General features: G+C 68.8%; 29 protein-coding genes. 3 read left to right on the forward strand and 26 right to left on the reverse strand.

Annotation, left to right across the window (positions count from 1 at the left end; genetic code table 11):
• Nucleotides 1-39 precede the first annotated feature (39 nt).
• The 15 genes from U5A56_RS18610 to U5A56_RS18680 form a co-directional block, all read right to left on the reverse strand.
• A complete protein-coding gene (locus U5A56_RS18610) occupies nt 40-1,170 on the reverse strand; it encodes a porin (RefSeq protein ID WP_321923923.1) in 1,131 nt (376 codons plus the stop codon).
• A 256-nt stretch (nt 1,171-1,426) separates the two neighbouring features.
• Nucleotides 1,427-2,104 (reverse strand): response regulator, encoded by a 678-nt coding sequence (locus tag U5A56_RS18615; RefSeq protein WP_321923924.1) that lies wholly within the window; start codon nt 2,102-2,104, stop codon nt 1,427-1,429.
• A gap of 121 nt (nt 2,105-2,225) precedes the next feature.
• Nucleotides 2,226-3,593 carry a sensor histidine kinase gene (locus U5A56_RS18620; RefSeq protein ID WP_321923925.1) on the reverse strand — a complete coding sequence of 456 codons (1,368 nt, stop codon included), beginning with the start codon at nt 3,591-3,593 and terminating at the stop codon, nt 2,226-2,228.
• Nucleotides 3,594-3,669: 76 nt separating this feature from the next.
• A complete protein-coding gene (locus tag U5A56_RS18625) occupies nt 3,670-4,527 on the reverse strand; it encodes an ABC transporter permease (protein WP_124486786.1) in 858 nt (285 codons plus the stop codon).
• A 29-nt stretch (nt 4,528-4,556) separates the two neighbouring features.
• Nucleotides 4,557-5,354 (reverse strand): ABC transporter ATP-binding protein, encoded by a 798-nt coding sequence (locus U5A56_RS18630; protein WP_044845187.1) that lies wholly within the window; start codon nt 5,352-5,354, stop codon nt 4,557-4,559.
• Nucleotides 5,355-5,469: 115 nt separating this feature from the next.
• Nucleotides 5,470-6,474 carry an ABC transporter substrate-binding protein gene (locus U5A56_RS18635; RefSeq protein ID WP_044845245.1) on the reverse strand — a complete coding sequence of 335 codons (1,005 nt, stop codon included), beginning with the start codon at nt 6,472-6,474 and terminating at the stop codon, nt 5,470-5,472.
• A 134-nt stretch (nt 6,475-6,608) separates the two neighbouring features.
• A complete protein-coding gene (gene fliR / locus U5A56_RS18640) occupies nt 6,609-7,400 on the reverse strand; it encodes a flagellar biosynthetic protein FliR (protein ID WP_321802013.1) in 792 nt (263 codons plus the stop codon).
• A 29-nt stretch (nt 7,401-7,429) separates the two neighbouring features.
• Nucleotides 7,430-7,702, reverse strand: a complete 273-nt coding sequence (fliQ, locus tag U5A56_RS18645) for a flagellar biosynthesis protein FliQ (RefSeq protein ID WP_006750427.1) — start codon at nt 7,700-7,702, stop codon at nt 7,430-7,432.
• 16 nt (nt 7,703-7,718) lie between these two features.
• Entirely contained in the window at nt 7,719-8,480 is a 762-nt protein-coding gene (gene fliP, locus U5A56_RS18650; RefSeq protein ID WP_044845189.1) for a flagellar type III secretion system pore protein FliP, read from the reverse strand.
• 45 nt (nt 8,481-8,525) lie between these two features.
• On the reverse strand, nt 8,526-9,086 hold the full coding sequence (gene fliO / locus U5A56_RS18655; RefSeq protein WP_321923927.1) for a flagellar biosynthetic protein FliO: 561 nt from the start codon (nt 9,084-9,086) through the stop codon (nt 8,526-8,528).
• On the reverse strand, nt 9,083-9,574 hold the full coding sequence (fliN, locus tag U5A56_RS18660) for a flagellar motor switch protein FliN (RefSeq protein ID WP_124486791.1): 492 nt from the start codon (nt 9,572-9,574) through the stop codon (nt 9,083-9,085). The genes fliO and fliN overlap by 4 nt, the downstream gene beginning before the upstream one ends.
• Nucleotides 9,567-10,565 carry a flagellar motor switch protein FliM gene (gene fliM, locus U5A56_RS18665; protein WP_124486792.1) on the reverse strand — a complete coding sequence of 333 codons (999 nt, stop codon included), beginning with the start codon at nt 10,563-10,565 and terminating at the stop codon, nt 9,567-9,569. Before fliM ends, fliN begins: the two co-directional genes overlap by 8 nt.
• Nucleotides 10,566-10,587: 22 nt before the next feature.
• On the reverse strand, nt 10,588-11,124 hold the full coding sequence (gene fliL, locus U5A56_RS18670) for a flagellar basal body-associated protein FliL (RefSeq protein ID WP_124486793.1): 537 nt from the start codon (nt 11,122-11,124) through the stop codon (nt 10,588-10,590).
• Between the two features lie 200 nt (nt 11,125-11,324).
• Nucleotides 11,325-12,047: an LrgB family protein gene (locus U5A56_RS18675; RefSeq protein WP_044845194.1), complete on the reverse strand. Its 723-nt coding sequence runs from the start codon at nt 12,045-12,047 to the stop codon at nt 11,325-11,327.
• Between the two features lie 13 nt (nt 12,048-12,060).
• The gene (locus tag U5A56_RS18680; RefSeq protein ID WP_044845195.1) at nt 12,061-12,537 is read right to left on the reverse strand and encodes a CidA/LrgA family protein; all 477 of its coding nucleotides are present in this window, start codon (nt 12,535-12,537) and stop codon (nt 12,061-12,063) included.
• Between the two features lie 139 nt (nt 12,538-12,676).
• Between U5A56_RS18680 and U5A56_RS18685 the strand changes: the two genes are divergently transcribed.
• Nucleotides 12,677-13,603, forward strand: a complete 927-nt coding sequence (locus tag U5A56_RS18685) for a LysR family transcriptional regulator (protein ID WP_044845196.1) — start codon at nt 12,677-12,679, stop codon at nt 13,601-13,603.
• 21 nt (nt 13,604-13,624) lie between these two features.
• On the opposite strand, the gene U5A56_RS18690 is transcribed toward U5A56_RS18685, so the two are convergent.
• From U5A56_RS18690 to U5A56_RS18705, 4 genes are all read right to left on the reverse strand, one after another.
• On the reverse strand, nt 13,625-14,011 hold the full coding sequence (locus U5A56_RS18690; RefSeq protein WP_257775091.1) for a type II toxin-antitoxin system VapC family toxin: 387 nt from the start codon (nt 14,009-14,011) through the stop codon (nt 13,625-13,627).
• Nucleotides 14,008-14,256, reverse strand: a complete 249-nt coding sequence (locus U5A56_RS18695; RefSeq protein ID WP_044845198.1) for a type II toxin-antitoxin system Phd/YefM family antitoxin — start codon at nt 14,254-14,256, stop codon at nt 14,008-14,010. Before U5A56_RS18695 ends, U5A56_RS18690 begins: the two co-directional genes overlap by 4 nt.
• A 106-nt stretch (nt 14,257-14,362) precedes the next feature.
• On the reverse strand, nt 14,363-15,925 hold the full coding sequence (locus tag U5A56_RS18700; RefSeq protein ID WP_124486794.1) for a DHA2 family efflux MFS transporter permease subunit: 1,563 nt from the start codon (nt 15,923-15,925) through the stop codon (nt 14,363-14,365).
• A gap of 175 nt (nt 15,926-16,100) precedes the next feature.
• On the reverse strand, nt 16,101-16,589 hold the full coding sequence (locus U5A56_RS18705; RefSeq protein ID WP_044845200.1) for a MarR family winged helix-turn-helix transcriptional regulator: 489 nt from the start codon (nt 16,587-16,589) through the stop codon (nt 16,101-16,103).
• 175 nt (nt 16,590-16,764) lie between these two features.
• Between U5A56_RS18705 and U5A56_RS18710 the strand changes: the two genes are divergently transcribed.
• Complete coding sequence (locus U5A56_RS18710) at nt 16,765-17,049, forward strand: multidrug ABC transporter ATPase (RefSeq protein ID WP_321923929.1); 285 nt, start codon at nt 16,765-16,767, stop codon at nt 17,047-17,049.
• Nucleotides 17,050-17,322: 273 nt separating this feature from the next.
• Nucleotides 17,323-18,870 carry an efflux transporter outer membrane subunit gene (locus U5A56_RS18715; RefSeq protein ID WP_321923931.1) on the forward strand — a complete coding sequence of 516 codons (1,548 nt, stop codon included), beginning with the start codon at nt 17,323-17,325 and terminating at the stop codon, nt 18,868-18,870.
• Nucleotides 18,871-18,895: 25 nt separating this feature from the next.
• On the opposite strand, the gene U5A56_RS18720 is transcribed toward U5A56_RS18715, so the two are convergent.
• From U5A56_RS18720 to U5A56_RS18750, 7 genes are read right to left on the reverse strand one after another with little or no spacing between them, the layout of a single operon-like run.
• Nucleotides 18,896-19,684: a type II secretion system protein N gene (locus U5A56_RS18720; protein ID WP_044845203.1), complete on the reverse strand. Its 789-nt coding sequence runs from the start codon at nt 19,682-19,684 to the stop codon at nt 18,896-18,898.
• A gap of 31 nt (nt 19,685-19,715) precedes the next feature.
• Complete coding sequence (locus U5A56_RS18725; protein ID WP_321923933.1) at nt 19,716-20,222, reverse strand: type II secretion system protein M; 507 nt, start codon at nt 20,220-20,222, stop codon at nt 19,716-19,718.
• Nucleotides 20,219-21,592 (reverse strand): type II secretion system protein GspL, encoded by a 1,374-nt coding sequence (gene gspL / locus U5A56_RS18730; RefSeq protein WP_321923935.1) that lies wholly within the window; start codon nt 21,590-21,592, stop codon nt 20,219-20,221. Before gspL ends, U5A56_RS18725 begins: the two co-directional genes overlap by 4 nt.
• Nucleotides 21,593-21,616: 24 nt before the next feature.
• A complete protein-coding gene (gspK, locus tag U5A56_RS18735; RefSeq protein ID WP_321923937.1) occupies nt 21,617-22,717 on the reverse strand; it encodes a type II secretion system minor pseudopilin GspK in 1,101 nt (366 codons plus the stop codon).
• Nucleotides 22,718-22,719: 2 nt separating this feature from the next.
• A complete protein-coding gene (locus U5A56_RS18740; RefSeq protein WP_124486801.1) occupies nt 22,720-23,424 on the reverse strand; it encodes a type II secretion system protein J in 705 nt (234 codons plus the stop codon).
• Nucleotides 23,402-23,887 carry a type II secretion system minor pseudopilin GspI gene (gene gspI, locus U5A56_RS18745; RefSeq protein WP_409364462.1) on the reverse strand — a complete coding sequence of 162 codons (486 nt, stop codon included), beginning with the start codon at nt 23,885-23,887 and terminating at the stop codon, nt 23,402-23,404. Before gspI ends, U5A56_RS18740 begins: the two co-directional genes overlap by 23 nt.
• Entirely contained in the window at nt 23,884-24,426 is a 543-nt protein-coding gene (locus U5A56_RS18750; RefSeq protein ID WP_321923939.1) for a GspH/FimT family pseudopilin, read from the reverse strand. Before U5A56_RS18750 ends, gspI begins: the two co-directional genes overlap by 4 nt.
• Between the last annotated feature and the right edge of the window lie 34 nt (nt 24,427-24,460).

Consider the following 24,460-nt stretch of genomic DNA (forward strand, 5'->3'; position numbering starts at 1 on the left):
GGAGCCCGGCGGGCCCCGCGCGGATGACCGGCCCTCGGGTCAGAAGCGCGTGCGGATGCCCGACGTCAGTTCGAGCTGGTTCTTCGCGCCGAACGTCGACGACACCGTGTAGCCGCCATGCAGCTTCATGTAGTCGCCAGCCAGATACACCTCGGTGCGCTTGCTCAGGTGGTAGAACACGGACCCGTAGATCGTCTCCTTGAAGCCGTTGCCGACGCCGTTGGTCAGGCTGAACGCGCCGAGGTTCGCGTTCGGCGTGAAGCCGTCGGCGTTGTACGCGGCGTTCTTGATGCGCATCTGCTGATAACCGAGCTCGTAGTCGAGCGCGCCCTTCGGCGCGATCTTCATCGACACGGTCCACGAATCGTCGTGGCGCTGGCCGAGCGCGCCCTGGTCGCCGTTGTAGCGGAAGTAGCCGGCATTCAGGCGCACGATGCTGAACGAGTAGTCGCCGCCGACCGAGAACGTCTGGTTCCTGAAGCCGTTGTGGTTCACGTGGTTGTAGAAGCCCGACACGGCGAACGGCCCGCCGTTGTAGCCGAGCGCGACCTGGTATGCGGAGCCGGTCGCGAACGAGGTCGAGTTGCTGAACTGGTAGCCGGCGCTCGCGAAGATGCCGTTGCTGAACAGCTTCTTCCACGCGACGCCGTTGTTGTAGCGCGTGCCGGTCGGGCCGGCCGCGTAGAAGATCATCTGCTTGAAGTTGTTCGAGTTGGTCCAGCCGCCTTCCTCGGTCGTCAGCTTCGCGGAGCCGTACGCGTCGCCGTAGATCGCCGACGCGTCGCGCGCGATCGTGTTCTGGAAGCCGGCCGTCAGCTTGCCGAAGCGCTCGTCCTCGACGCCGACCCAAGCGTCACGGTCGAAGATCTGGCCTTCGTCTTCCATCTGGCCGTTCGCGACCACGAATTCGCTTTCGAGGCGGAAGATGATCTTCGTGCCGCCACCGATGTCCTCGGCGCCTTTCAGGCCCCAGCGGCTGCCGCTGAACCACGGCTCGCCTTCGTTGCCCATGCCGATCACATGGTTGCCGTTGGCGTCGGCGTGGGTCCGGTAGGTCGGAAAGCTCAGGTCCATCAGGCCGTAAAGCTGCACGCTCGACTGCGCCTGCGCCTGGGTGCCGGCGCACAGGCCTGCCGCCGCGATGGAAAGGGCAAGGGTTTTTCGTTTCAAGATCGTCTCCTCCGAGCTGCCGCATTGAAATCTGTTTGTTGGCAGTACGTAATGTATGCCGATTGTTGCCGACCACAGCGAGAGGGCCGACGCATAGCATCGTAGAGGGGGCAATCCTTCACGCCGCTTTCCCGGAGGAAAGAATCGGATCGGTGAAAACACCGAAATCGCAATAATCTGGAATCGGGCAAGCCGGCAGCCCGCGGGCTGCCAAAACAACATTACGTGCTGCGAATCGATGCCGCGGGCCGCGCCGTCAGTCCTGCGCGGTCTTCGCGCGCAGGATATAGCCGAGCCCGCGCAGCGTGATGATCTCGGCCGTGCTGAGCGTGAGATGCTTGCGCAGCCGGTGGATGTAGATGTCGATCGCATCCGCGCTCGGCTCGTCGTCGAGCGCGAATACGCTGTCCATCAGCCGCGCTTTCGATACCGTCTTGTTCTGTTGCAGCATCAGCGTTTCGAGAATCGCATGCTCGCGGCGGCGCAGCGCGAGCACCGTGTCGCCGCAGCGGAATTCACGCGTGCCGAACGCATAGACGAGATCGCCGCACACGAGCTGCGTCGTGCCGACGCCGGCCTGCCGGCGGATCAGCGCGCGGATCCGCGCGACCAGCTCGCGCGATTCGAACGGCTTGACCACGTAGTCGTCGGCGCCCGCGCCGAAGCAGTCGACTTTGTCGTCGACCGAGCCGTGCGCGGTCAGCATCAGCACCGGCACGTTGTCGTTGCGGCGCCGCAATCGCGCGAGCACCTCCTTGCCGCTGATGCCAGGCAGCCGCATGTCGAGCAGCACCGCGTCGTAGCGCTCGGTCTTCAGCACGGTATCGGCGCGCTCGCCGTCGCCGACGCAGTCGACCGCGAAATCCTCGCCGCGCAGCAGGTTCACGATCCAGTGCGCGAGTTCGGCGTTGTCTTCGACCAGCAGGAGTTTCATGGCAACTTCATCTCTTCAAGGAAACGCCGGGCCGCCCCAAGTTCCCCGCCCCGCGGGAAGTCCCCTTGGGGGATTGCCCCCTCGGGGGCCTGGCGCGCAGCGACCGGTTTGGGCGCACTCTTCAATCGTACGCGGGCAGCCGCACGGTCACGACGATACCGCGATTGCCGGGGCCCGGCGCGAGCGACGCGCTGCCGCCGTGCGCCTGCGCGATCTCGCGGACGATCGCGAGGCCCAGGCCCGAGCCTTCGGTGTCGGCCGACACGCGGTAGAACCGCTTGAACACGTGCGGCCGCGCTTCGGCCGGAATGCCGGGGCCGTTGTCGACCACCTCCAGCACGACCGCGGCGCCGTCGCGCCGTGCCGCGACCGTCACGCAGCCGCCCGGCTGCGTATAGCGCACGGCGTTGTCGACGAGGTTCATCACCAGCGCGGTCAGCAGGCTGTCGCTGCCCGCGACGTCGAGCCGTTCGCCGAGATCGGCGCCGAGGTCGATGTCGCGCTGCTGCGCGAGCACGATCGTTTCCTCGAGCACGCTCGACACGACGGCGGCGAGATCGACGCGATGCGTGAGCAGCGTCGACGGCGTCGCTTCCGCGTGCGCGAGCAGCAGCAGCTTGTCGGTCACGTCGGCCATCTTGCGGCTGCTACGCTGCATGCTGTCGAGCACCGACGCCAGCTCGCGATCGTCATGGTCGCGCTGCTGCGCGTACTGGATCTGCGTGTCGAGTACCGCGATCGGCGTGCGCAGCTGGTGCGCGGCGTCGGCGATGAAGCGACGCTGCGTGGCCGTGTGCGTATTGAGCCGCGCGATGCACTGGTTGATCGCGTCGACGATCGGCCGCAGCTCGTGCTGCAGCCGCTCCGGGCGGATCGGCTCCAGTTCCATCGGCCCGCGGTCGGCGACGTCGTCCTTCAGCTTCATCAGCGGGCGCAGCTCGAGCGTGAGGCCGAGATAGACGAGCACGATCGCGAGCACCAGCATCAGCGACAGGCGCACGAGCTGCGGCCGCCAGATCGTCGCGACCATCGCGTCGTACGAGCGCGTCGTCTTCGCGACGATCACCGTGACTGTCTCGATCTGCCCCTCGTCGTACAGCTGGCGGTCGTAGGCGGCCGCGCGCAGCCGCACGCCGTCGAGCGACGTGTCGTACAGCGTCGGCTCGACCCCGTGCCGCCCGGGCAGCGCGAGCGCCGGGTTGCCCGCGAGCAGCCGGTCGTGGCTGTCGATCACCTTGTAGAACACCGAATCGCCCGACGGCGATTCGAAGATCTCCAGCGCGGCCGGCGGCACGTCGGCCGCCGGCCGCCCGTTGCGCCATTCGACGTCCTCGCCGATCGTGCGCGCGGACGCGACGAGCGCGCTGTCCTGCACGAGCCCGGCCGTGCGCCGCGCGGTGTCGTACGACATCGCGCCCGCGATCAGCACGAAAGCCGCGAGCGGCAGCAGCAGCCACCACAAGAGCCGCCCGCGCAGGCTGTGCGCCATTCCGTCTCCTCAATGCCGAACCGCGCCGGGGCAACCGGCGCGGTTCGGGCGTGTCATTCGATGATGCCTGCGTTGCTCAGAACGCGGCGGGGCGCCACTTGAGCAAGCGCTTCTCGAGCCAGGTCAGCAGGTAGTCGGCGGCCAGCGCGACCACGGCCAGCACGATCATCGCCGCGAACACGCCGCTCGCGTTGAACGCGCCCTGGGCGGTGGAGATTAGCAGGCCGATGCCCTGCTTGGAACCCAGGAATTCGCCGACGACCGCACCGACCAGCGCGAAACCGAAGCTCACGTGCAGGCTCGCGAGAATCCACGACAGCGCGGACGGAATCACGACCGACGTGGTGATCTGCCGGCGCGACGCGCCGAGGATCTGCGCGTTCGCGATCAGGTAGCGGTCGGCTTCGCGCACGCCCTGGAACGCGTTGCCGAATACCACGAAGAACACCATCACGACGGCCAGCGCGATCTTCGACGCCATGCCGAGGCCGAGCGCGATCACGAAAATCGAGCCGAGCACGACGCGCGGGATCGAGTTCGCGATCTGGATATAGAGGCCGAACACGTCGGACATCAGCTTGTTGCGGCCGAGCACGATCCCGCAGAGCACGCCGGCGACCGAGCCGATCAGGAAGCCGATCGTGGTTTCCTCGAGCGTCACCCAGACCTGCGTAAGCAGCGGCCCTTGCGACGTGCCGTTCGCGAACCAGTCCTGGAGCTGCGCGAAGATCAGCGTCGGCTGCGAGAAGAAGAACGGATCGATCCACTTCAGGCGCGCGGCGAGTTCCCAGCCGCCCAGCACGACGACGAGCACGGCGATCCGCAGGCCGATGATCAGTTGCCGGCGGCGGCGCAGCCGGGTTTGAGCGGCACGCGACTCGTCCTCGAGCGACGGTGCCGGAATGGCGGTGGGGGGAAGCGTCATGTCGGTCATGCTCCTGTCCTATCCTGTCCTTGCTGCTGTCAGCCGATCTGCACTTCTTCGCGCAGGTCGTGCCAGATGTCCTTGGAAATTTCGATGAAGCGCGTGTCGTAGCGAATCTCCGACGTGACGCGCGGGCGCGGCAGGTCGATCTCGTACACGCGCTTGAGCGTCGCGGGGCGCGCGGTCAGCACGAACACGCGGTCGGCGAGCGCGATCGCCTCCTCGAGATCGTGCGTGACGAACACGACCGAGCCCTTGTTCGCGGACCACAGCTGCAGCAGCTCGTCCTGCATCAGCGTGCGCGTCTGCATGTCGAGCGCGGAGAACGGCTCGTCCATCAGCAGGATTTCCGGCTGGTTGATGAAGGTCTGCGCGAGCGCGACGCGCTTCCGCATCCCGCCGGAGAGCTGGTGCGGGTAGTGTTTCGTGAACTTGTCGAGGCCGACCTTGCGGATCCATTCCTCGGCCTGCGCGTAGGCGACGTCCTTCGAGCGGCCGCGAAACAGCGGGCCTGCCGCGACGTTGTCGATCACGTTGCGCCACGGGAACACCGCGTCGGCCTGGAACACGAAGCCGATGCGCGGATCGATCCCGTCGACCGGGCGGCCCATCACGCGCACCTCGCCGGAAGCCGGCTTCAACAGCCCGGTGATCAGGTTCAGCGTGGTCGACTTGCCGCAGCCGGTCGGCCCGACGATCGCGATGAACTCGCCGCGCGCGACGCTCATGCTGAAGTCGCGCAGCGCGACGGTGGCCTTGCCTTCCGGCGAAATGAAGCGGCACGACACATTGCGAAACTCGATCGCCGGTGTGCTCGGAGAAACTGCCTGGGTCATCGCATTCGTCCTGCGGGTGAGGAGGGCGCCGCATCGTGGCGGCGCCGGGCCGGTCAGCCGGGCCGGAACGGGGAACGCGCGGCGGCGGGATCGCCGCCGCCGGCGCCGAGATCGATTACTTCGCGTTCACGAAATCGTTGGTGTAGGTGCGCGCCAGGTCGATGTGCTTGCCCTTCACCGACGGGTTGAACGCCGACAGCACCTTCAGCACGGTCGCCGGGCCGTCGGCCGGCATCTTCGCGTCGGCGGTGTACATCGGCAGCGATGCCTTCAGCGCGGACACGTACAGCGCCTTGTCCTTCTGGTAGTCGGCCGGCATCTTCGCGGCGATCTCCTCGGCGCTGTGCGTGTGGATGAACTGCATCGTCTTCGCGAACGCGTGCGCGAGCTTGGTGGCTTCGGCCTTGTGCGAATCGGCCCACGCCGACTGCACGTACAGGCTCGCCGCCGGATAGGTGCCGCCGAGCGCGGCGCGCGTGCCTTCCAGCGTGCGCAGGTCGACCAGGACCTTCGCGTCGCCCATCTTCTCGAGCGCGGACACCGTCGGCTCGGTCGTCATCCCGGCGTCGATGCGGCCCTGCTTGATCGCGGCGATGAAGCTCGCGTCGGCGCCGACCGGCAGCATCGTGTACTGCGTCGACGGCACGCCGTGCTGCAGCGCGAGATATTGCGTGAGGAAGCTCGTCGACGAGCCGAGGCCGGTCACGCCGAGCGTCTTGCCCTTCGCGTCGGCCATCGACTTGAAGGTGGGTGCCGCCTTGGTCGACACCATCTCGACCTCGCCCGGCACCTGGCCGAACACGGCGATCGCCTTCACGTCCTTGCCCTTGCTCTGCAGGTCGATCGTGTGGTCGTAGAAGCCGACGACGCCCTGCACGGCGCCCGCCAGCAGCTCGTTCTCGGCGTCGACGCCGGCCGGCTGCGACAGCAGCTCGACGTCGAGCCCTTCGGCCTTGAAGTTGCCGAGCTCCTGCGTGAGCCGCGCGGGCAGGTAGATCAGCTTCGCGATCCCGCCGACCATGATCGTGATCTTGCCGCCGTCGTCGGCGAAAGCGGGGTGAGCGGCGAGCGCGCAGCTCAGGCTGGCTGCCACGGCGAGGGTGCGCAGGATGGGTCGCATCGGGGTCGTCTCCTTCGTTGTATTCGTATGGCGCGATGCTTGCTGCATCGTCCTGACGAGTATAGGGAGGCGAAACCTTCCGGTACCTTTCGCGGGCGGGCGATTCCTTTAGGGGTTTTCCAGCAATCGGCGGCTCAAGCGACCTGGCGCCACCCGATCAACACCCGCCCCATCGCATCCAGCCCCATGTCGAACAGATGCGACACGAACGGCACGAGGTTCGGGATCATCAGTTGCACGAGCAACAGCCCGACCAGCATCGTGACCGGAAAGCCGATCTGGAAGATGCCGATCTGCGGCGCCGCGCGGTTCAGGATCCCGAGCGCGAGGTTCGCGATCAGCAGCGCCGCGACCACCGGCAGCGCGAGCAGCAGCCCCATCTCGAACACGGTCGCGCCGAACGCGGCGAGCGTGCGCCAGCCCGGCGCGTGCAGCAGGTCGGCCGACACCGGCAGCGTCTGGAACGATGCGGCCAGCGCCGCGAACACCTGCAGGTGCCCGTCCACCGCGAGAAACGCGAGCATCGCGATCGCATTCAGGAAGCGGCCCATCGCCGGCGTCGCGCCGTTCGAATGCGGGTCGAAGAAGGTCGCGAAACCGAGCCCCATCGACAGGCCGATGAAGTCGCCGGCCGCCTCGACGGCCGCGAACACGATCTGCATCGTGAAGCCCATCGCGACACCGATCAGGAACTGCGTGACGACGATCCAGATGCCCTGCGCGGAGAACACCGTGACGCCCGGCATCGCGCCGAGCGTCGGCGCGACGACCAGCGCCAGGAACGCGGCGATGCCGATCTTCACGCGCACCGGCACGGCCGCATGGCCGACCACGGGTGCCGTCGCGACGAGCGCGAGCATCCGCACGAACGGCCACAGGAAGGCCGTCAGCCAGCCGTTGAGCTGCGCGTAGGTAACCGAGAACATCGGCGGGGAACGAAAGCCTGGCGCGCCGCTCAGCCGGCGCCGAGCGTCGCGACGTGCAGCAGCGTCTGCCGCAGGTAGTCGAGCATCGTCGTCAGCATCCACGGGCCTGCGATCACGAGCGTCGCGGCCACCGCGAGCAGCTTCGGGATGAACGACAGCGTCGATTCGTTGATCTGCGTCGCGGCCTGGAACAGGCTCACGACGAGGCCGACCGCGAGCGCGACCAGCAGCAGCGGGGCGGCCAGCAGCAGGCCGACCATCATCGCCTGGTGCGCCAGCGTCATCACCTGTTCGGGTGTCATCGTGCGCGTCCTCCGCTTACGTGAAGCTCTGCGCGAGCGAGCCGATCAGCAGCTGCCAGCCGTCGACCAGCACGAACAGCATCAGCTTGAACGGCAGCGACACGGTGGACGGCGACACCATCATCATCCCCATCGACATCAGCACGCTCGCGACGACCATGTCGATGATCAGGAACGGGATGAAGATCGTGAAGCCGATCTGGAAGCCGGTCTTCAGCTCGCTCGTGACGAACGCGGGCACCAGCAGCGACAGCGGCACGTCTTCCGGGCCCTGCATCGGCGCGGCCTTCGAGATCTTCGCGAACAGCGCGAGATCGGTCTCGCGGGTCTGCTTCAGCATGAAGGTCTTGAACGGCGCGACGCCGCGCTGCACGGCCTGCTCCATCGGCATCGAGCCGTCGGAAAACGGCTTGTAGCCGTCGGCGTACGCGCGGTCGAGCACCGGCGACATCACGAAGAAGGTGAGGAACATCGCGAGGCCGACCAGCACCTGGTTCGGCGGCGTCGTCGCGGTGCCGAGCGCCTGGCGCAGCAGCGACAGCACGATGATGATGCGCGTGAAGCTCGTCATCATCAGCAGCATCGCCGGCAGGAACGACAGCATCGTGAGCAGCAGCATCGTCTGCACGCTCAGCGAATAGGTGGTGCCGCCGTTCGGGCCCGGGCTCGTGTTGAACGCGGGCAGGCCGGCCGCCTGCGCGCACGCGAGCGCCGGGGCGACGCAGAGGATCAGCACGGGCGCGAAGCGCGCCGCGCGACGCAGGAATTCGTGTTTCATCGAGAAGCGAATACGGAAAGAGCGGAAAGAGGGCGCGACGCCATGTCAGCGGTCCTTGCCGCGTCCGAAGCGCTTCGCGGCTTCGCCCGCGAGCGCGTCGCGAAACCGCGCGCCGAACGTGCCGGGCTGGCCGCCGCCGGATGCGGGGCCGCCGGCAGGTGCCTCGACCGTCGCGGTGGCCGCCGCCGAGCCGGCCGGCAGCGTATGCAGCAGCCGCACGTTGCCCGGCGCGACGCCGAGCACGAGCCAGGTATCGCCGATCTCGACGATCGTCGCGCTTTCCTTCGCGCCGAGCCCGACGCTCGACACGACCTTCAGCGGGCCGCCGCGCCGCGCGGGCTGGAACCCGAAGCGGCGCGCGAGCCACGCGCAGCCGAATACGAGGCCGATCACGACCGCGAGCCCGACGAGCGTCTGCAGCACCGCGCCGACGCCGAGCGACGGCACGGCCGAGCCGACCGTCACGCTCGATGCGATGGCGCCGGCGTTGTTCACCGCGTTCATGTCGGCGGCGCCGGCCGGCGCGCACGCAAGCGACGCGGCAACGGCAGCCGCCGCCGCGATCGCGAACAGGCGCGCGCGGCGGCCGGACGTCACGACTTTCATCGATTCAGCTTCCGGATCCGTTCGGCCGGCGTGATGATGTCGGTCAGCCGGATGCCGAACTTGTCGTTGACCACCACGACCTCGCCCTGCGCGATCAGGCAGCCGTTCACGAGCACGTCCATCGGCTCGCCGGCGAGGCCGTCGAGTTCGACGACCGACCCCTGCGCGAGCTGCAGCAGGTTGCGGATCGCGATCTTCGTGCGGCCGAGCTCCACGGTCATCTTGACCGGGATGTCGAGAATCATCTCGATGTCGTTGTGCGTCGAGCTGGCCGCGGCCTTCGACAGCGGCTGGAACACGCCGGCGCCGGTCGCGCCCGCCTGCACCGGCTGCTGGTTCTGCTCGGCGAGCGCGGCAGCCCAGTCGTCAATGCCCGAATCCTCTTCCGCGGCGGCGGGCGCGGCCTGCACGGCCGCGGCCGATTCCGCGAGGGCCGCGTCGGCGAGTGCCTGCGGGTCGAGTTCGGTCGTCGGGTTCAGCTCACTCATATCCACCTTCCTTCATCGTGTCGCCCGCGCTGATCATCTTCTGTACGCGCAACGCATATTGACCATTGAAAATGCCGTAGCCGCACTCCATCACCGGCACGCCGTCGACCTTCGCGGTGATCGTGTCCGCGATCTCCAGCGGCAGCACGTCGCCCGCGCGCAGGTTCAGGATCTTCTCGAACGTCGACGGGATCTCGGCGAGATCCGCGCTCAGCTCGACCTCGGCCGACTGCACCTGCTGCGACAGCACGCGCACCCAGCGGCGGTCGACTTCGAGCGCCTCGCCCTGGATCGGCGACGCGAGCACGTCGCGGATCGGCTCGACCATCGAATACGGCATGCAGATGTGCAGCGTGCCGCCGGTCGGCCCGAACTCGATCGAGAACTGCGTGACGATCACGATCTCGTTCGGCGTCGCGACGTTCGCGAACTGCGTGTGCATCTCCGAGCGCACGAATTCGAACTGCAGCGGCCGCACGCTCTTCCACGCGGTCGTGTAGTGCTCGAACACGAGGTTCAGCAGCTTGCCGATGATCCGCTGCTCGGTGGCCGTGAAGTCGCGGCCCTCGACGCGCGTGTGGAAACGCCCGTCGCCGCCGAACAGGTTGTCGACGACGAAGAACACGAGGTTCGGGTCGAACACGAACAGCGACGTGCCGCGCAGCGGCTTCACGTGCACCAGGTTCAGGTTCGTCGGGATCGGCAGGTTGCGGGTGAACTCGCTGTACTTCTGTACCTTCACCTGGCTCACGGAGATTTCCGCCGTGCGCCGCATGAAGTTGAAGATGCCGATCCGCAAGAGGCGCGCGAAGCGGTCGTTGATGATCTCGAGGCCGGGCATCCGGCCGCGGACGATCCGCTCCTGCGTCGCGATGTTGTAGGGGCGGACGCCCGACGTATCGCGCTGCTCGTCGATTGCGTCGGTTTCGCCCGTGACGCCCTTGAGGAGGGCATCGACCTCCTCCTGGGACATGAACTCCTGGTGGCCCATGCGCGCTCCTTTTCCGGCCGCGTTACTGGACGACGAATTCGGTGAACAGCACGTCGTCGACCTTCGCGCGCTGGTTGCCCGGCTGCGTCGGCTGTTCGATCAGCTCGCGCAGCTCCTTCGCGAGCGAACGCTTGCCGTCCGGCGTCGCGAGATCCTCGGGATGCTTGTTCGACAGCGCGAGCAAGATCCGGCTGCGGGTCTCCGGCATGCGCGCGGTCAGCTGCTCCTGTGCCTTCGGGTCGGTGAGCTTCAGCGACAGGCCGACGCGCAGGTAGTGCTGCACGCCGTCGTCCGACTGCAGGTTGACGGTCAGCGGGTCGAGCGGGAAGAACACCGGAGCGGCCAGCGGCGCCGGTTCGGCGGGCGCGCTCGCATGGCCGACGCCGGTCTTGCTCAGGAACACGTACATGCCGCCCGCGGCGGCGGCCGCTGCGCCCAGCGCGATGACGGCGATGAGCGCGATGCGCTTGAACTTGCCGGACGAGGCCGGCTTGTCGGCAGTCGGGTTTGCGGTCGTGGAGGCCATGTGAATGCGTGCGTGATGTCTCGTAGCATGCATTGTTCGGCATCCGGGCCGAGCCCGATGGGCGGAAAAGAGGGGGGAATTGCGGCTATCTCAGCCGATTGTCGGCCGGGTGTCGGCTCGATGCAGGGTACGAGCGGCGGGAAAACCGCGTCTGCGAGCGGTGAGGCGGGCGACCGGCGGGCATCCGGGCCTTCGGGCGAGAAGGGCGGGCGGCGGCACCCGCCCGCGCATCGTCAGATCGGCAGCAGCGACAGCAGCGGCGCGATCAGCACCATCGCCACGCCCGCGATCATCATCGTGAGGCTCGACACGACGCCTTCCTCGCTGCCGATCTCGCGCGCCTTCGCCGTGCCCACGCCGTGGGCGGCCGCGCCGAACAGCGCGCCGCGCGCGAGCCGCGTGCGCATCGGCACCAGCGCGAGCACGATCTCGCCGAGCAGCATCCCGCAGATGCCGGTCGCGATCACGAACAGCGCGGTGAGATCCTTCGGCGCATGGATCTTGTCGGACACGGCGAGCGCGAACGGGGTCGAAACCGAGCGCGTCATCAGCGAGCGCTGCAGCTCGGGCGACAGGTGCAGCAGCTTCGCGAGCAGCAGCGATCCGCACACGCCGGCACCGATCCCGACCGCGACGCCGACCGACAGCGACAGCCAGTGGCGGCGGATCAGGTCGCGATACTCGTAGATCGGCACCGCGAACGCGATCGTCGCCGGGCCGAGCAGCCACATCAGCCAGCGCGTGTCGCGGAAGTAGACCGAATACGGGATGCCGGTCAGCACGACGAGCAGCGCCAGCACGCCCGGCACGAACACGAGCGGCGAGAACAGCAGCGTCTTCCTGTATGCGTAGAGCCGCTTCGACACGAAATACAGGACGACCGTCAGCACGAAGCAGCCGACGGAGATCGCGGTATTCACGCGGTCGGCGGACAGGTTCGACAGCAGCGCAAGCATCGCAGGCCCCGGCTCAGTGGGCCGACGCGGTCGCGAGGCGCGCACGGCGGCGCTCGGCGAACACGCGCTGCGCGGCGAGCCGGCGCTCGAGCTTCGCGGCGAGGTCGACCGCCACCGCCACCGCGACCATCACGAACGCGGTGCCGGCGAGCATGACCAGCGCGATGCGCCAGCCGTCCTCGCGGAACAGCCCGCCATACTGGACGGCCGCGACAGCGGCCGGCACGAAGAACAGCAGCATGTCGGACAGGAGCCAGTTCGCGCCGTCCTTCACCCACGCGGGCGCGACGCGGCCCGAGAACAGCAGCGCGAGCAGCACCGCGAGGCCGACGACGCCGGACGGCACCGGCAGCCCGACCGCGCGCACGGCCCAGTCGACCGCCATCCACAGCACGCCGAGCGCGGTGGCCTGCAGCACGATCCGGCCCGTACGCGCAACGTTGCCCGCGGCGGCGGGGCGGGCGGCGGCAGTGGCGGTCGGCTTGGTCATGGCGGGCTCCATACAGATATTGCGTTGATGGTGTGAGTATAGGGTTTCCCCTAACCATAAATAAAATGACTTGTCTCTATCCTTGTCATTCCAATTCGGAATTCAGCTTGGTTCGTTGCACCAACTTGGGGAGTCATCGATGGAATTGCGCGCGCTGCGGTACTTCGTCGAGGTGGTCCGTCAGCAGAGCTTCACGGCGGCCGCCGACCGGTTGTTCGTCACGCAGCCGACCATCAGCAAGATGGTGAAGGCGCTCGAGGACGAGATCGGCTCGCCGCTGTTGCTGCGCGACGGCCGGCAGATGGTGCTGACCGACGCGGGGCGGATCGTGTTCCAGCGCGGCCAGGACGTGCTCGCCGCGCAGGCGCAGCTGCAGTCGGAGCTGAAGGATCTGGGCACGCTCGGGCGCGGCGAGCTGACGATCGGCATTCCGCCGCTCGGCGGGTCGCTGTTCACGCCGATCATCGCCGCGTACAAGCAGCGTTATCCGAACATCGAGCTGAAGCTGTTCGAGCAGGGCGCGCGGATGATCGAGGCCGCGCTGATGTCGGGCGAGCTCGAGCTCGGCGGGCTGCTGGAGCCGGTCGATCCGGCCACGTTCGAGCGACTGCCGATGGTGCGCGCGCCGCTGTGGCTGGTCGCGCCGCGCGAGTCGCGCTGGGAGGATCACACGGCCGTGCCGCTCGCCGATCTGGCGCGCGAGTCGTTCGTGTTCTACGCGGAAAGCCTCGCGCTGCACGACGCGGTGCTCGACGCGTGCCGGCAGGCCGGCTTCACGCCGTCGATCGTGAGCCGCAGCGGTCATTGGGATTTCATGGCCGCGCTGGTGCACGCGGGGGTCGGCATCGCGCTGTTGCCGGAGCCGTACTGCCGGCGGCTCGATGCGCGGCAGTTCACGTGCCGGCCGATCGTCGAGCCGGAGATCACCTGGGCGATCGCGCTCGGCTGGCTGAAGAAGGGTTACCTGTCGCACGCGGCGCGGGCGTGGCTCGACGTCGCGCGGGCGACGCTGCCGATCGCGTCGGGCGACGACCTGGCCTTCGGCGGGTTGCGGGCGCGGGAGTGAGGCGCGCGGTGCGGGCAGAATTCAGACGTGCTGAATCGGGCCCGCGTACCGCGCAACGGTGTGGTCGTGCGTGAGCAGCGATACACCTTCCGAAATTGCCTGCGCGATCAACAGCCGATCGAACGGATCGCGATGGACCGCCGGCAACTGCTCGACGCAGAGAACGTGCGCGCTCGTGATCGGCAATTCCACGTAGCCGACATCGAGCAGGTTGCGACGGAGCAGATGGGGATCGACCTGGAAATCGTCCCGATCCAGTCCGCGCTTGATCACGATTTCCCAGAGACTCACGACACTGAAAAGCAGGGTATAAGCCGGATCCTGAATGATCGACCGGGCGCTGCTCGGTAGTTCCGCAGCGTCGGCCGCCGCCCAAAGGAGCAGATGGGTGTCGAGCAGGACTTTCACGCGTCGCCCTCGAACAGCCTCCGAATGGCCTCGTCACCCATCGTGTCGAAATCGTCGGGAACCTGAATCTGTCCCTTCATGAAGCCGATCCGAGCCGGGGGAACGGCTTCAGGCGCATTGATCGGCACCACCTTGACGAGCGGCTTGCCGGCTTTCGCGATCACGAACGGTTCGCCCGCGTGGACGGCTTCGTCAATCAAACGCGATAGATTCGTCTTCGCGTCATGCATGTTGTAGGTCTGCATTACCTCATCCCATGTGAACTAAGTTCAGTAACTTATTTAGCTTAGTCCGAATGGAAGGGGCTTGCAAGACGGACACGGCGCAGCGAAAACGGTCCAGCCTCCGCGTTCAATGCCCCATTGCCGGCCCCGCGCCTTTCCTCGGCTTCGTGATCCACACGAGCGCCGCGAGCGCGATGAACACGCCCGCCGACAGATGGAAGAAGTCGTTGGTCGCCATCATGAAGCCCTGCTGCGTGACGAGCTGGTTGAGCTGCGCGTTGGCCGTCTGCCCGACGATCCCGAGCTGCGCGAGCGCGCCCTGGTAGTCGGTCGTGCTCTGCGCGTAGATGCTCACCGATTCCGACAGCCGCGCGTGGTGATAGATCGCATCGTTCTCCCAGAACGTCGAGCTGGCCGCGGTGCCGATCGCGCCCGACAGCGTGCGCAGGAAGTTCGACAGCCCGGACGCGCTCGCAAGCCGCTCGTCGGAGATGCTCGACAGCGTGATCGTCGTCATCGGCACGAAGAAGCACGCGACGCCGATCCCCTGCACGAGCCGCGGCAGGATCACGTGGTTGAACGGCACGTCGAGCGTGAACGTCGAATTCCAGACCGATACACCCGCGAACACGATGAACGCGAAGCTCGCGACCATCCGCAGGTCGAGCCGGTGCATGTTGCGCCCGATCAGCGGCGACAGCACCAGCGCGAGCAGCCCGACCGGCGCGGTCGCGAGGCCGGCCTTGCCGGCCGTGTAGCCCATCACCGTCTGCAGCCACAGCGGGAAGATCACGACCGAGCCGAAGAACGCCATGAAGCCGAACGAGATGATCAGCGCGCCGAGCGCGAAGTTGCGGTCCTTGAACAGCGACAGGTCGACCACCGGTTCCTTCTCGGTCGCCTCCCACACGAGCATGAACGCGAGCGACACGACCGCGATCAGCGCGAGCGCGACGATGAAGCTCGAGTTGAACCAGTCGCGGTCCTTGCCGAGGTCCAGCATCATCTGCAGGCACGATACGCCGATCACGAGCAGCGCGAGGCCGATCGCGTCGATCCGCTGCTTCGTCGTCTTCGTCTCGCGACCGCGCAGCAGGAAGTATGCGCAGGCCGCGGAGAAGATGCCGATCGGCAGGTTGATGTAGAAGATCCACGGCCACGTGTAGTTGTCGCTGATCCAGCCGCCCAGCAACGGGCCGAAGATCGGCGCGACGATCACCGTCATCGCCCATAACCCTAGCGCGAGCCCGCGCTTCGCGGGCGGATAGCTGCGCATCAGGATCGTCTGCGACAGCGGCACCATCGGCCCGGACACGAGGCCCTGCAGCAGCCGGAACGCGATCAGCGTCTCGAAGTTTTCCGCGAGGCCGCACAGCGCCGACGCGATCGTGAACGCGAGCACCGACAGCGTGAACAGGCGCACCTCGCCGACCCGCCGTGCGAGCCAGCCGGTCAGCGGCACCGCGATCGCGGACGCGACCGAATACGACGAGATCACCCACGTGCCTTCGCTCGTCGCGACGCCGAGGCTGCCCGAGATGGTCGGCACCGCAACGTTCGCGATCGACGTGTCGAGCACTTCCATGAAGGTGCCGAGCGCGAGCCCGACGGTGAGGAGCGCGAGCGCGCCGCCGGTAAGCGGCGCGGGTTGGGCGGCAGGTGGCGCGGCGGATGCCGTGGTGGCGGACATCGGAATCTCCTAGACGCGACGCGCGCAGCGCGCCGGCACAACACACGGGCGCACCCTATCGCGCGGCCCGGACGGGTGGAACGGGTGAGGGGAGAGATGGAGCACGTGCCTCGTCATCTTCTGCCCAGACAGAGAAATAAGCGAATGCTTAACCTAGACATCGGGCCTCCCGCGCTCAGCAATCCGGTTCGTCGGGCTTCGGGCAGCCGGCGTCGCCGGGCCCGTTGGCGATGAACCGCTGCAGCAGGCCGGTGAGCAGCGCGAGTTCGTCGGCCGAGAAACCGGCGAGCTGCGCGTTCAACGCGGTCGCGATCAGCGACGGCAGCGCGCGGGCCGCGTCGGCGCCGCGCTCGGTCAGCGTCAGCTCGATCACGCGGCGGTCCTGTTCGCTGCGCGAGCGCGCGATCAGGCCCTTGCGCTCGAGGCGGTCGAGCATCCGGGTCATCGAACCGCTGTCGTACGACATCTTGCGCGACAGCTCGAACGGCGTGCGCGCATAACCGCGCGACAGCAGCAGGATCACGCCGATCTGCTGCGCGGTGAGGTCGTACGGCTCGAGTGCGCGGTCCATTCTCTCGACGAGCGCCTGCCGGGCCTTGGTCAGGTAATAACCGAGGCTCGTTTCCAGTGCAATGGTGTCGGGATCGTAGAGGCCGCCGTTCATGCGAATTGCGCGCGCAGCAACAGTGCGTTTCAGGTCAAAACGCGCCCAGTATCTTGAAAAATGATTGCTTAGTCAATATTATTTCAGGCAACCAGTTACGACGTGCATGCCGCACTGCCGGAGACGATGTTCTGACCGCTCAGCCCGCGCTGCCGGGCACCCGAGGATGTTCGCAATGCTGTTCCTGAAAAATGCCGCCGGCGCGCTGCGCCGCAACCTGACCGATACCGCTCATCATGTGTTCTCCGGGCCGCACCGCGGCTGGAAGATCGCGCTGTACGTGACGATGCTGGTGGTGCCGGGCGGGTCGCTCGCGGCGCTCGGGTTTGCCTGGTTCGATCACCGCCGGCAGCGCAACGCGAAGGGCGCCGCCCGCCGCACGAGCCGCCCGGCGGCCACGGAGCCGTCGACATGGCGGTCCGCCGCCGATCCCGTCGCTCTGCCCGCGCGCTGCCACTGACACCGCCCGCTCCCGTCATCCCGACCGAATGCCGGCCGCACCCCGCGTCCCGGCGTCGCCTGCGCCGCATTCGTCGCCTGCCTCGAGCGCAAGCGATCCGTAATGACCGGTAAACCGGCCGGCCGCGCCGGTAACACATTCGTGTCGCCGCGCACCGTACCCTTAGGGCTGCGCGGCTTTCCCGCCGTCAGTTACCATTTGTCCGCCAGCGGCACGACGACCGCATCGCGCGACGCCGCTCGCCGGCCGCAGCATCCCGACAGGAAAACCACCATGCCGTACGCTCTCCTCCCGCGCGCCATTCGCCCGCTGAGCGCCGCCGTCGCCGTCGCGACGGCCGTGCTGCTCGCCGGCTGCGCCGTCGGGCCCGACTATCACCGGCCCGACACGTCGATCCCCGCCGCCTTCAAGGAAGCGCCGGCCGGCTGGAAAGTCGCGCAGCCCGCCGACCGCGCCGACCGCGGTCCGTGGTGGAGCGTCTACCACGACCCGCAGCTCGAGGCACTGGTCGGCAAGCTCAACGCATCGAACCAGACCATCGCGCAATCGGCCGCCGCGTACCGGCAGGCCCGCGCGCTCGTCGCCGAAGCGCGTGCCGCGTACTTCCCGACCGTCGGGCTGACCGCCTCGGGCTCACGCTCCCGGACGGGGCGTACGTCGTCTTCGTCGAGCTTCGGCAGCAGCTCGTCGATCAGCAACAGCTACAGCGTCGGCCTCGACGCGAGCTGGGAACCCGACCTGTGGGGCAAGGTGAGCCGCACCGTCAGCGCGCAGCGCGCCGGCGAAGCGGCCGCCGCGGCCGATCTCGCGAACGCGCGGCTCTCGCAGCAGGCGCTGCTCGCGCAGACCTACTTCCAGCTGCGCACGTCCGACGCGCTGCAGAAGCTGCTCGACGACACCGTGAAGTCGTACGGCGAATCGCTGAAGCTCACGCAGAACCAGTACGCGCAGGGCGTCGCCGCGCGCGCGGACGTGATCCAGGCGCAGACGCAGCTGCAGAGCGCGCAGGCCGCGTCGATCGACAACGGCGTCGCGCGCGCGCAGTACGAGCATGCGATCGCGACACTGATCGGCGAACCGGCATCGACGTTCTCGCTGGCGCCGAACCCGCTCGCGGCGGAGCCACCGATCACGCCGGTCGACGTGCCGTCCGCGCTGCTCGAGCGCCGGCCCGACATCGCGGCGGCCGAGCGCCGCGCGGCGGCCGCGAACGAGCAGATCGGCGTCGCGATCGCCGCGTTCTTCCCGACGCTCACGCTGTCGGCCACCGGCGGCTTCCAGAGCTCGGTGTGGTCGCAACTGTTCACGCTGCCCGCGCGGTTCTGGACGGTCGGCCCGCAGCTCGCGGCGACGCTGTTCGACGCCGGCCTGCGCGCCGCGCAAACGGATGCCGCGCGCGCGACCTACGACCAGGACGTCGCCGCGTACCGCCTCGCGGTGCTCACCGCGTTCCAGGACGTCGAGGACAACCTCGCGTCGCAGCGCATCCTCGCGCAGGAAGTCGACGTGCAGCGGCAGGCCGTCGACAGCGCCCAGCATGCGCTCGCGATCGTCACGAACCAGTACAAGGCCGGCACGGTCGCCTACCTGAACGTGCTGACCGCGCAGACCACCGCGTTCACCGCGCAGCAGAAGCTCGCGACGATCGCCGGCCAGCGAATGGTGTCGTCGGTCGGGCTCGTGAAGGCGCTCGGCGGCGGCTGGGATGCGTCGGACCTCGCGCGCGAAACGGGTGACATGGCGGCACCGGCGCCGGCATCCGGTGCGGCGGCGCCGGCCGCGACCGCGCCGTCGGCCGCCGTGCCGCTCGCGCAGAAGTAAGACGGAAAGGAGAGGGTGGCGCGCGTCAGCGCGTCGCGTCGCCGAAGATCAGCGACACTTCGTTGTTGCCGATCGGATGGCCGAGCAGGTTCAGCAGCCCCGCGAGGTTCGCCTGCTGCTCGGGCGCCGCATGCGCGGTGCCGCGAAACGAACCCTGGCCGGGGCCGAAGCTGCCGTGTCCGTCGAGGAACAGCGGGCCCTGCGTCGTCGACAGGTCGAGATCGGCGCCCGAGCCCTTCGCCTGCAGCACTGCGCGATACGACCCGAGCGGCTTCACGCGCGACACGCGCGAACTCATCGAATCGATCGTCACTGTCAGCTGGCCGAACGCGCTGTTGCCGATCATCCGCCAGTCGGTCCAGCCGAGCCGCACGTCGCCCTGCAGGTCGAGCGTGTTGAACGGCGTGCCGAGCCCGGCAAGCAGCGACGCGGGCACGGCCATCGTGCCCGCCGACAGCACGGCGCCGCGCCACGTCGCGTCGAGCGTGACGGCGTCGGGCATCGCCTCGGTCTGCCGCATGCGCATCCGCACGCGCCCGGTCAGGAGCGGCCAGAAGCCCGTGGTCCATTCGACCCGCCCCGGCAGCAGCGTTGCCGCGCTCTGGTCCGCGCCCGGTGCGAGCATCAGCGTGCCCGAGCCGTGCCACAGCGATCCGTCCGGATCGACGAGGTTCACGTGGCCGCCGCTCGCGCGCGCGAACTGCGGCGCGATCCACGCGGCCGGCGCGAGCGCGACGAGCGTCAGCGCCGTCGCGAACCCGCCCGCCACCACCCACGGCAATGCGGCGACGAGCCGCCTGATCCCTGGCCTCATCGGCCGACCGTCGCTGGTTTCATCCACTGCGTCATTTCTGCGTCGAGGGTTGCATCACGGCCGTCAGGTCGACCTGGCCGTCTTCCTTCAGTCCGGTCACATGCGCTTCGCCGACCTGCACCTTGAACTGCCGGCGCGCGTCGTCGAGCCACTGCGTCCACACCGGAAACGAGGCGTTCTTCATCTGGATCTGCACGCCGTTACCGACGACCTGCACCTGCGCGCCCTGCAGCCCGTGATCGGACAGCGACGCGGTGAGCGCGTCCTTCAGCGCAAGACCGGTCGGCGCGACGCCTTGCGCGGCGGCCGTCAACGACTTCGCCTCGTTGGCCTGCGCGGTCATCTGCGCGAGCTCCTGGCGCATCGTCGGCAGCGCGCGCCGGATCCGCGCGCGGCCTTCCTCCGCGGGCGACCACAGCACCGAATACGCGATCGCGACGGCCAGCACGGCGCCGCCCCAGCCGAGCAGCGTCCGCTCGCGCGGCGTGCGCTCGCCCCAGAACTGGGCCAGCGTCTGGGTCAGTTGTTCCGTCTTCATGAGCGGCTCCGGATCGTCCATTTGCCGGTGCTGCTGTCGACTTCGCCGGTCAGCCCGTTGCGCGCGAGACGCTGCGGGAAATCGGGGTCGACCTTGACCTCCGGCTTGAAGCCGACGTCGAGCCGCCGGTCGTGATAATCGAGCGACGCGATACCGTTCAGCGGCAGCGCGCCCATCGAACGCGACAGCCCGCTCGACAGCGCGAGAAAATCGTTCGGCGACAGCTCGCCCGCCGCGAGGCGCAGCTGGTCGAGCTGACGCTGCATCTGCGCGGGCGGATCGAGCACCGTCGTCGTCTTCGGGAAGGCCGACAGCAGCGTCTCGGTGATCTGCGCGGACAGCGCGTCGCGCTCGCGCGACAGCTTCCACCAGTGCAGGTTCATCCCGATCACCGCGACGCCGAGCGTAGCCGCGGCGAGTGCGATCGGCACGCGCAGGCGCTTCAGCGTCGCGCGGTCGAAGCGCCACGGCTGCGATTCGAATTCGAACTGGCACAGATCGAAGCGCTCGGTCAGCGCACGCCGCGCGAACGCATCGAACGGCAGCGGTTGCGCGCCCGGCAGCAGCGGGCCGTCGGCGCGTCCGACCGACGCGAGGCGCGGCTCCGCGCCCGGTTCGCCGAGTTCGTACAGTTCGACGTCGCCGCCGCCCGCGAGCGCGGCGAGCGTGCCGGCCGCGCGCGACGCAGGCGCCGCGAACCCTTCGCCGAGCGCGCCGCGCGCGACCGCGAATTCGAGACGCGGCGCACCGGCCGCGGCCGGCTGCGCGCCGGCTTCCACGAGCACCGGCTCGACCGCCGTCGTGACGCCGAGCACCGCGGCGACCGCGGTCGGGCGCGCAGGCGGCTCGACCGCATCCGTGAGCGCGTCGGCTTGGGTGGCCTCACCGTCGGCATGCGCATCCGGTGCAGCTTCCGCCGCCGGCGCGCGCGGTGCGGGCAGGCAGCGCGTCGCGGGCACCGCGCTCAGGTGCCGGTGGCCGGCCGCGGTGAAGGCATCACAGATCGCGCGGAACCACGCGCGGTCGACGACGGCCAGCACGCGGCCGCCGTCGGGCAGCGCGACCGGATCGAGCGCGACATGGCAGCCGAGCGGATCCTGGATCAGCTGATCCTCGACGATGTTCGGCAGCGCCTGGCGCAGCTTCGGCCCCTTGAGCGGCGGCACGGTCGCGGCCAGCAGCAGCACGTCGCGCGCGGCGACGATCAGCACCGTCGCGTTCGCGCGCGGCAGCAGCGCGAGCGCGGCGCGGCCCGCGCGCTGCACCTGGCCGGCCTTGTCCACGAGCGTGAACGGCAGCTCGGGCCACTGCCATTCCTGCAACGGCACGGCCGGCTCGCGCGGCGGCAAAGAAACAATCAGCGTGCTCAAGAGCTCCTCTCCCGGATGGCGTCGTTATAGCTGGTCGCGGATGCGCACGACCCGCGTCGAGTGCGTGGTCGGATCACGATACACGAGCGAGGTGCGATCGACCTCCGCGCGATCGTGCTGAATCCGGCCATGCACGATGAAGTAACTCGAATTGACGTCGACGAGGCTCGAGTCGATCGTCACGTTCGGCGCGCCGGCACCGCGCAGCGCGAGCTGCACGTCGCCGACGTTGCGGAAAAACACGGTCTCGCGCCGCGCGACGAGCGCCTGCGCGGACGACACGCTCATCCCCGGCATCAGCGCCGCGATCACCTCGGCCGGCGCGGTGTTCATGTTCACCGGCGTCGTGGTCGGCAGCACGGTGACGAACGGGCGCAGCCGCGCGACCATTTCGGGCGTGACGCCGTCGACGTCGAGCAGGCTGTCGACGCCGGTCATCACGAGCGGCGCGGGCCCGCGGTCGCCGTCGGACATCCCCGGCTCGTCGGTGAAGTTGCCGGCCGTGTCGCCGCCGGGCACCGGCGCGGTCGCGGCCGTTCCGGCGCCGGGCAGCGTCGGCGTCTGGAAACGCGTCGCCGAGTGCATCAGGCCCGCGCGCATCTGCAGCGCGATGCGCTTCGCGAGCGCGCCGTCGTAACCGAGGGTCGTCAGCAGCCGCTGGAACGCCTGGAACTGCATCGCGTTGAGCTGCAGCACGCCGGGCGCCGGCGACGACACGAGGTTGCGCAGGTTGTACTTCGCCTGCGCGTCCTCGATCGATCCGGAGATGTAGGTATCTTCGCCGCCGTTGTCGTTCGGCGCGCCGATCCGGCCGAGGAAATCCGACAGCTTCGTCTTCGCGATCGGCACGGCCCAGATCCCGCCGAGATAGGTGATGCCGGGCGCCGTGTCGCCCTCGGAGCGCAGGATCATGCGCGTCCAGTCGAGCGCGCCGCGCGCGACCCACTGCGCCTGCGCGATCACGCGCTGGTTCTCGATGCGGCGAATCTGCACCTGCTGGCGCCACAGCATCCCCGACACGAGGATCGCCGACAGCGCGACGACGAGCAGCGCGGTGATGATCGCCGCGCCGCGCTCGCGGCGGCCGCGTGCGGCGAACCGGGTACGGTGAGGGCGCGCGCGCATCGTCATTCCCCGACGAGGAAGATGCGCGTGACGGGCACGCGCAGCGACGTCGCGCCGATGCTGACCTGCAGCCCCGTCACCGCCCGCGCCGGCGGCGCGTTGCCGATCTGCGGCACCTTCAGCGCGTCGTTGTTCTGCGCGAGCGCGTCGTTGGCCGTCTGCAGGTTGGTGGTCCAGCCGACGCGCGGCACGTACAGCTTCGCGTCGATCGCACCGACGCCGCCCATCAGCGCGACCCAGCTCCAGCCGTCGACGCTGCTGTCCTTCAGCACGTCGCGCAGGCGGTTCGCGTCGTCGAGCGGCGGCGACGCATAGCGCACGACGCGCCCGCCGGCGATCCGGTAGCGGACCACCTGCAGCCGCGGCGCGGCGCCCGGCACGTCGAGCTCGCGGACGATCTGCAGCGTGTTGCCGGCGACGCCGATCGCCGGCTGGCCGGCTTCGTCGTCGGTCGCGGCGAGCCGCGCGTCGATGCGCATCTGGTCGAACATCTGCGCGAACACGCGCTCGTCTTCCATCGCGGCCGCGACCTTGTCGCGGCCGCGCATGATCTGGTCGAGCCCGCGCCACGACAGGATCGCGACCACCGCGAGGATCGCGATCGCGATCATCAGTTCGATCAGCGTGAAGCCTCGCACGCGGCGCGAGCCGGCGGCGCGCAGCGGCCGGCGCGGCATCGGCGCGTCAGAGCGGACGGCTGGTTTCATTCGCGACCACCGTCACCATTTGCGCGAGCACGCCGGCGCGCCCCGGCATGCTCACCGACATCTGCACGCGCCGGAACACCGGGTTCGGCGTCGTGCTCACGCGCTGCGTGCAGACCAGCTGCAGGTTGCCCTGCGAACAGTCGAAGCTCTGTTCGCCGACCTCCGGCCACGCATGCGTGAGGCGCAGTTGCGCGAGCGCGTTGTCGGCACTCCAGCCGGCGAGCAGCCGGCGGTGGAGATCGGATGCATTGGTCGCCATCGTGCCGACCGCGCGGATCGACGCGGCGAGCGCGACCGCGATGATCGCGAGCGCGACCAGCACCTCGATCATCGTGAAGCCGCGCGCCCCGACGAGGCCGGCCGCAGGCCGGTCTCCGGAGGAAGTACGCCCGGGGTGCCCCGAAGGGAGTCCCCTTGGGGGGCGGGAAGCGGCCGGAAAGGGCAGGCGACGACGCATCGTCATTGCACCTCGTAGCGGCCGTTGCCGGTGCCGACGATCGTCGCGCTGCCGACCGCCGAATGCAGCGTCACGCGCACCGGCGTGTCGATGCTTTCCGTGCCGAACACGACGCGGCTCGCGCGCGTGTCCGAACCGGGATAGTCGATATCGGCGCCCGTGACGCCGCCGTCCCAGTCGCGCGGGCGCAGCACGTCGTCGCGCAGCGTGTGCCAGCCGTCGGGCGAGCTCACGTCGAAGCGGAAACCGTGCGCGGTCGGCTGCCACGCGATCGGGCGCGCGCGCACCTGTGCTTCGTCGCCGGCCGTCTCGAACAGCAGCGCGATGCGCTGCGCTTCCTCGCGCAGGTCGGTGCGCGGATTGCGCGTCAACGACAGCGACGCGAGCGACACCAGCAGGCCCGCGATCACGAGCACGACCAGCATCTCGAGCAGCGTGAAGCCGCGTGCGCGTGCCGCGGTCACGGCCGCGCCGCGCCGCACGCGGCCGTCGCGGGCATCGCGGCGAGCGCGAGCGGAGCGCAAGGGCGTGCGAGGGGCGGGCATGGAGTGAAGAACGGGGAGAACGTCGGGACGGTCA

This window comes from Burkholderia sp. BCC1998 (genome assembly GCF_905339875.1).
GTDB lineage: Bacteria > Pseudomonadota > Gammaproteobacteria > Burkholderiales > Burkholderiaceae > Burkholderia.

Excerpts from the sequence above, each read along its gene's own strand:
- U5A56_RS18615 (WP_321923924.1), bottom strand. The coding sequence starts at position 2,104 with ATGAAACTCCTGCTGGTCGAAGACAACGCCGAACTCGCGCACTGGATC.
- U5A56_RS18620 (WP_321923925.1), bottom strand. The coding sequence starts at position 3,593 with ATGGCGCACAGCCTGCGCGGGCGGCTCTTGTGGTGGCTGCTGCTGCCG.
- U5A56_RS18625 (WP_124486786.1), bottom strand. The coding sequence starts at position 4,527 with ATGACCGACATGACGCTTCCCCCCACCGCCATTCCGGCACCGTCGCTC.
- U5A56_RS18630 (WP_044845187.1), bottom strand. The coding sequence starts at position 5,354 with ATGACCCAGGCAGTTTCTCCGAGCACACCGGCGATCGAGTTTCGCAAT.
- U5A56_RS18635 (WP_044845245.1), bottom strand. The coding sequence starts at position 6,474 with ATGCGACCCATCCTGCGCACCCTCGCCGTGGCAGCCAGCCTGAGCTGC.
- fliR (WP_321802013.1), bottom strand. The coding sequence starts at position 7,400 with ATGTTCTCGGTTACCTACGCGCAGCTCAACGGCTGGCTGACGGCCTTC.
- fliQ (WP_006750427.1), bottom strand. The coding sequence starts at position 7,702 with ATGACACCCGAACAGGTGATGACGCTGGCGCACCAGGCGATGATGGTC.
- fliP (WP_044845189.1), bottom strand. The coding sequence starts at position 8,480 with ATGAAACACGAATTCCTGCGTCGCGCGGCGCGCTTCGCGCCCGTGCTG.
- fliO (WP_321923927.1), bottom strand. The coding sequence starts at position 9,086 with ATGAAAGTCGTGACGTCCGGCCGCCGCGCGCGCCTGTTCGCGATCGCG.
- fliN (WP_124486791.1), bottom strand. The coding sequence starts at position 9,574 with ATGAGTGAGCTGAACCCGACGACCGAACTCGACCCGCAGGCACTCGCC.
- fliM (WP_124486792.1), bottom strand. The coding sequence starts at position 10,565 with ATGGGCCACCAGGAGTTCATGTCCCAGGAGGAGGTCGATGCCCTCCTC.
- fliL (WP_124486793.1), bottom strand. The coding sequence starts at position 11,124 with ATGCATGCTACGAGACATCACGCACGCATTCACATGGCCTCCACGACC.
- U5A56_RS18675 (WP_044845194.1), bottom strand. The coding sequence starts at position 12,047 with ATGCTTGCGCTGCTGTCGAACCTGTCCGCCGACCGCGTGAATACCGCG.
- U5A56_RS18680 (WP_044845195.1), bottom strand. The coding sequence starts at position 12,537 with ATGACCAAGCCGACCGCCACTGCCGCCGCCCGCCCCGCCGCCGCGGGC.
- U5A56_RS18685 (WP_044845196.1), top strand. The coding sequence starts at position 12,677 with ATGGAATTGCGCGCGCTGCGGTACTTCGTCGAGGTGGTCCGTCAGCAG.
- U5A56_RS18695 (WP_044845198.1), bottom strand. The coding sequence starts at position 14,256 with ATGCAGACCTACAACATGCATGACGCGAAGACGAATCTATCGCGTTTG.
- U5A56_RS18700 (WP_124486794.1), bottom strand. The coding sequence starts at position 15,925 with ATGTCCGCCACCACGGCATCCGCCGCGCCACCTGCCGCCCAACCCGCG.
- U5A56_RS18705 (WP_044845200.1), bottom strand. The coding sequence starts at position 16,589 with ATGAACGGCGGCCTCTACGATCCCGACACCATTGCACTGGAAACGAGC.
- U5A56_RS18710 (WP_321923929.1), top strand. The coding sequence starts at position 16,765 with ATGCTGTTCCTGAAAAATGCCGCCGGCGCGCTGCGCCGCAACCTGACC.
- U5A56_RS18715 (WP_321923931.1), top strand. The coding sequence starts at position 17,323 with ATGCCGTACGCTCTCCTCCCGCGCGCCATTCGCCCGCTGAGCGCCGCC.
- U5A56_RS18720 (WP_044845203.1), bottom strand. The coding sequence starts at position 19,684 with ATGAGGCCAGGGATCAGGCGGCTCGTCGCCGCATTGCCGTGGGTGGTG.
- U5A56_RS18725 (WP_321923933.1), bottom strand. The coding sequence starts at position 20,222 with ATGAAGACGGAACAACTGACCCAGACGCTGGCCCAGTTCTGGGGCGAG.
- gspK (WP_321923937.1), bottom strand. The coding sequence starts at position 22,717 with ATGCGCGCGCGCCCTCACCGTACCCGGTTCGCCGCACGCGGCCGCCGC.
- U5A56_RS18740 (WP_124486801.1), bottom strand. The coding sequence starts at position 23,424 with ATGAAACCAGCCGTCCGCTCTGACGCGCCGATGCCGCGCCGGCCGCTG.
- gspI (WP_409364462.1), bottom strand. The coding sequence starts at position 23,887 with ATGACGATGCGTCGTCGCCTGCCCTTTCCGGCCGCTTCCCGCCCCCCA.
- U5A56_RS18750 (WP_321923939.1), bottom strand. The coding sequence starts at position 24,426 with ATGCCCGCCCCTCGCACGCCCTTGCGCTCCGCTCGCGCTCGCCGCGAT.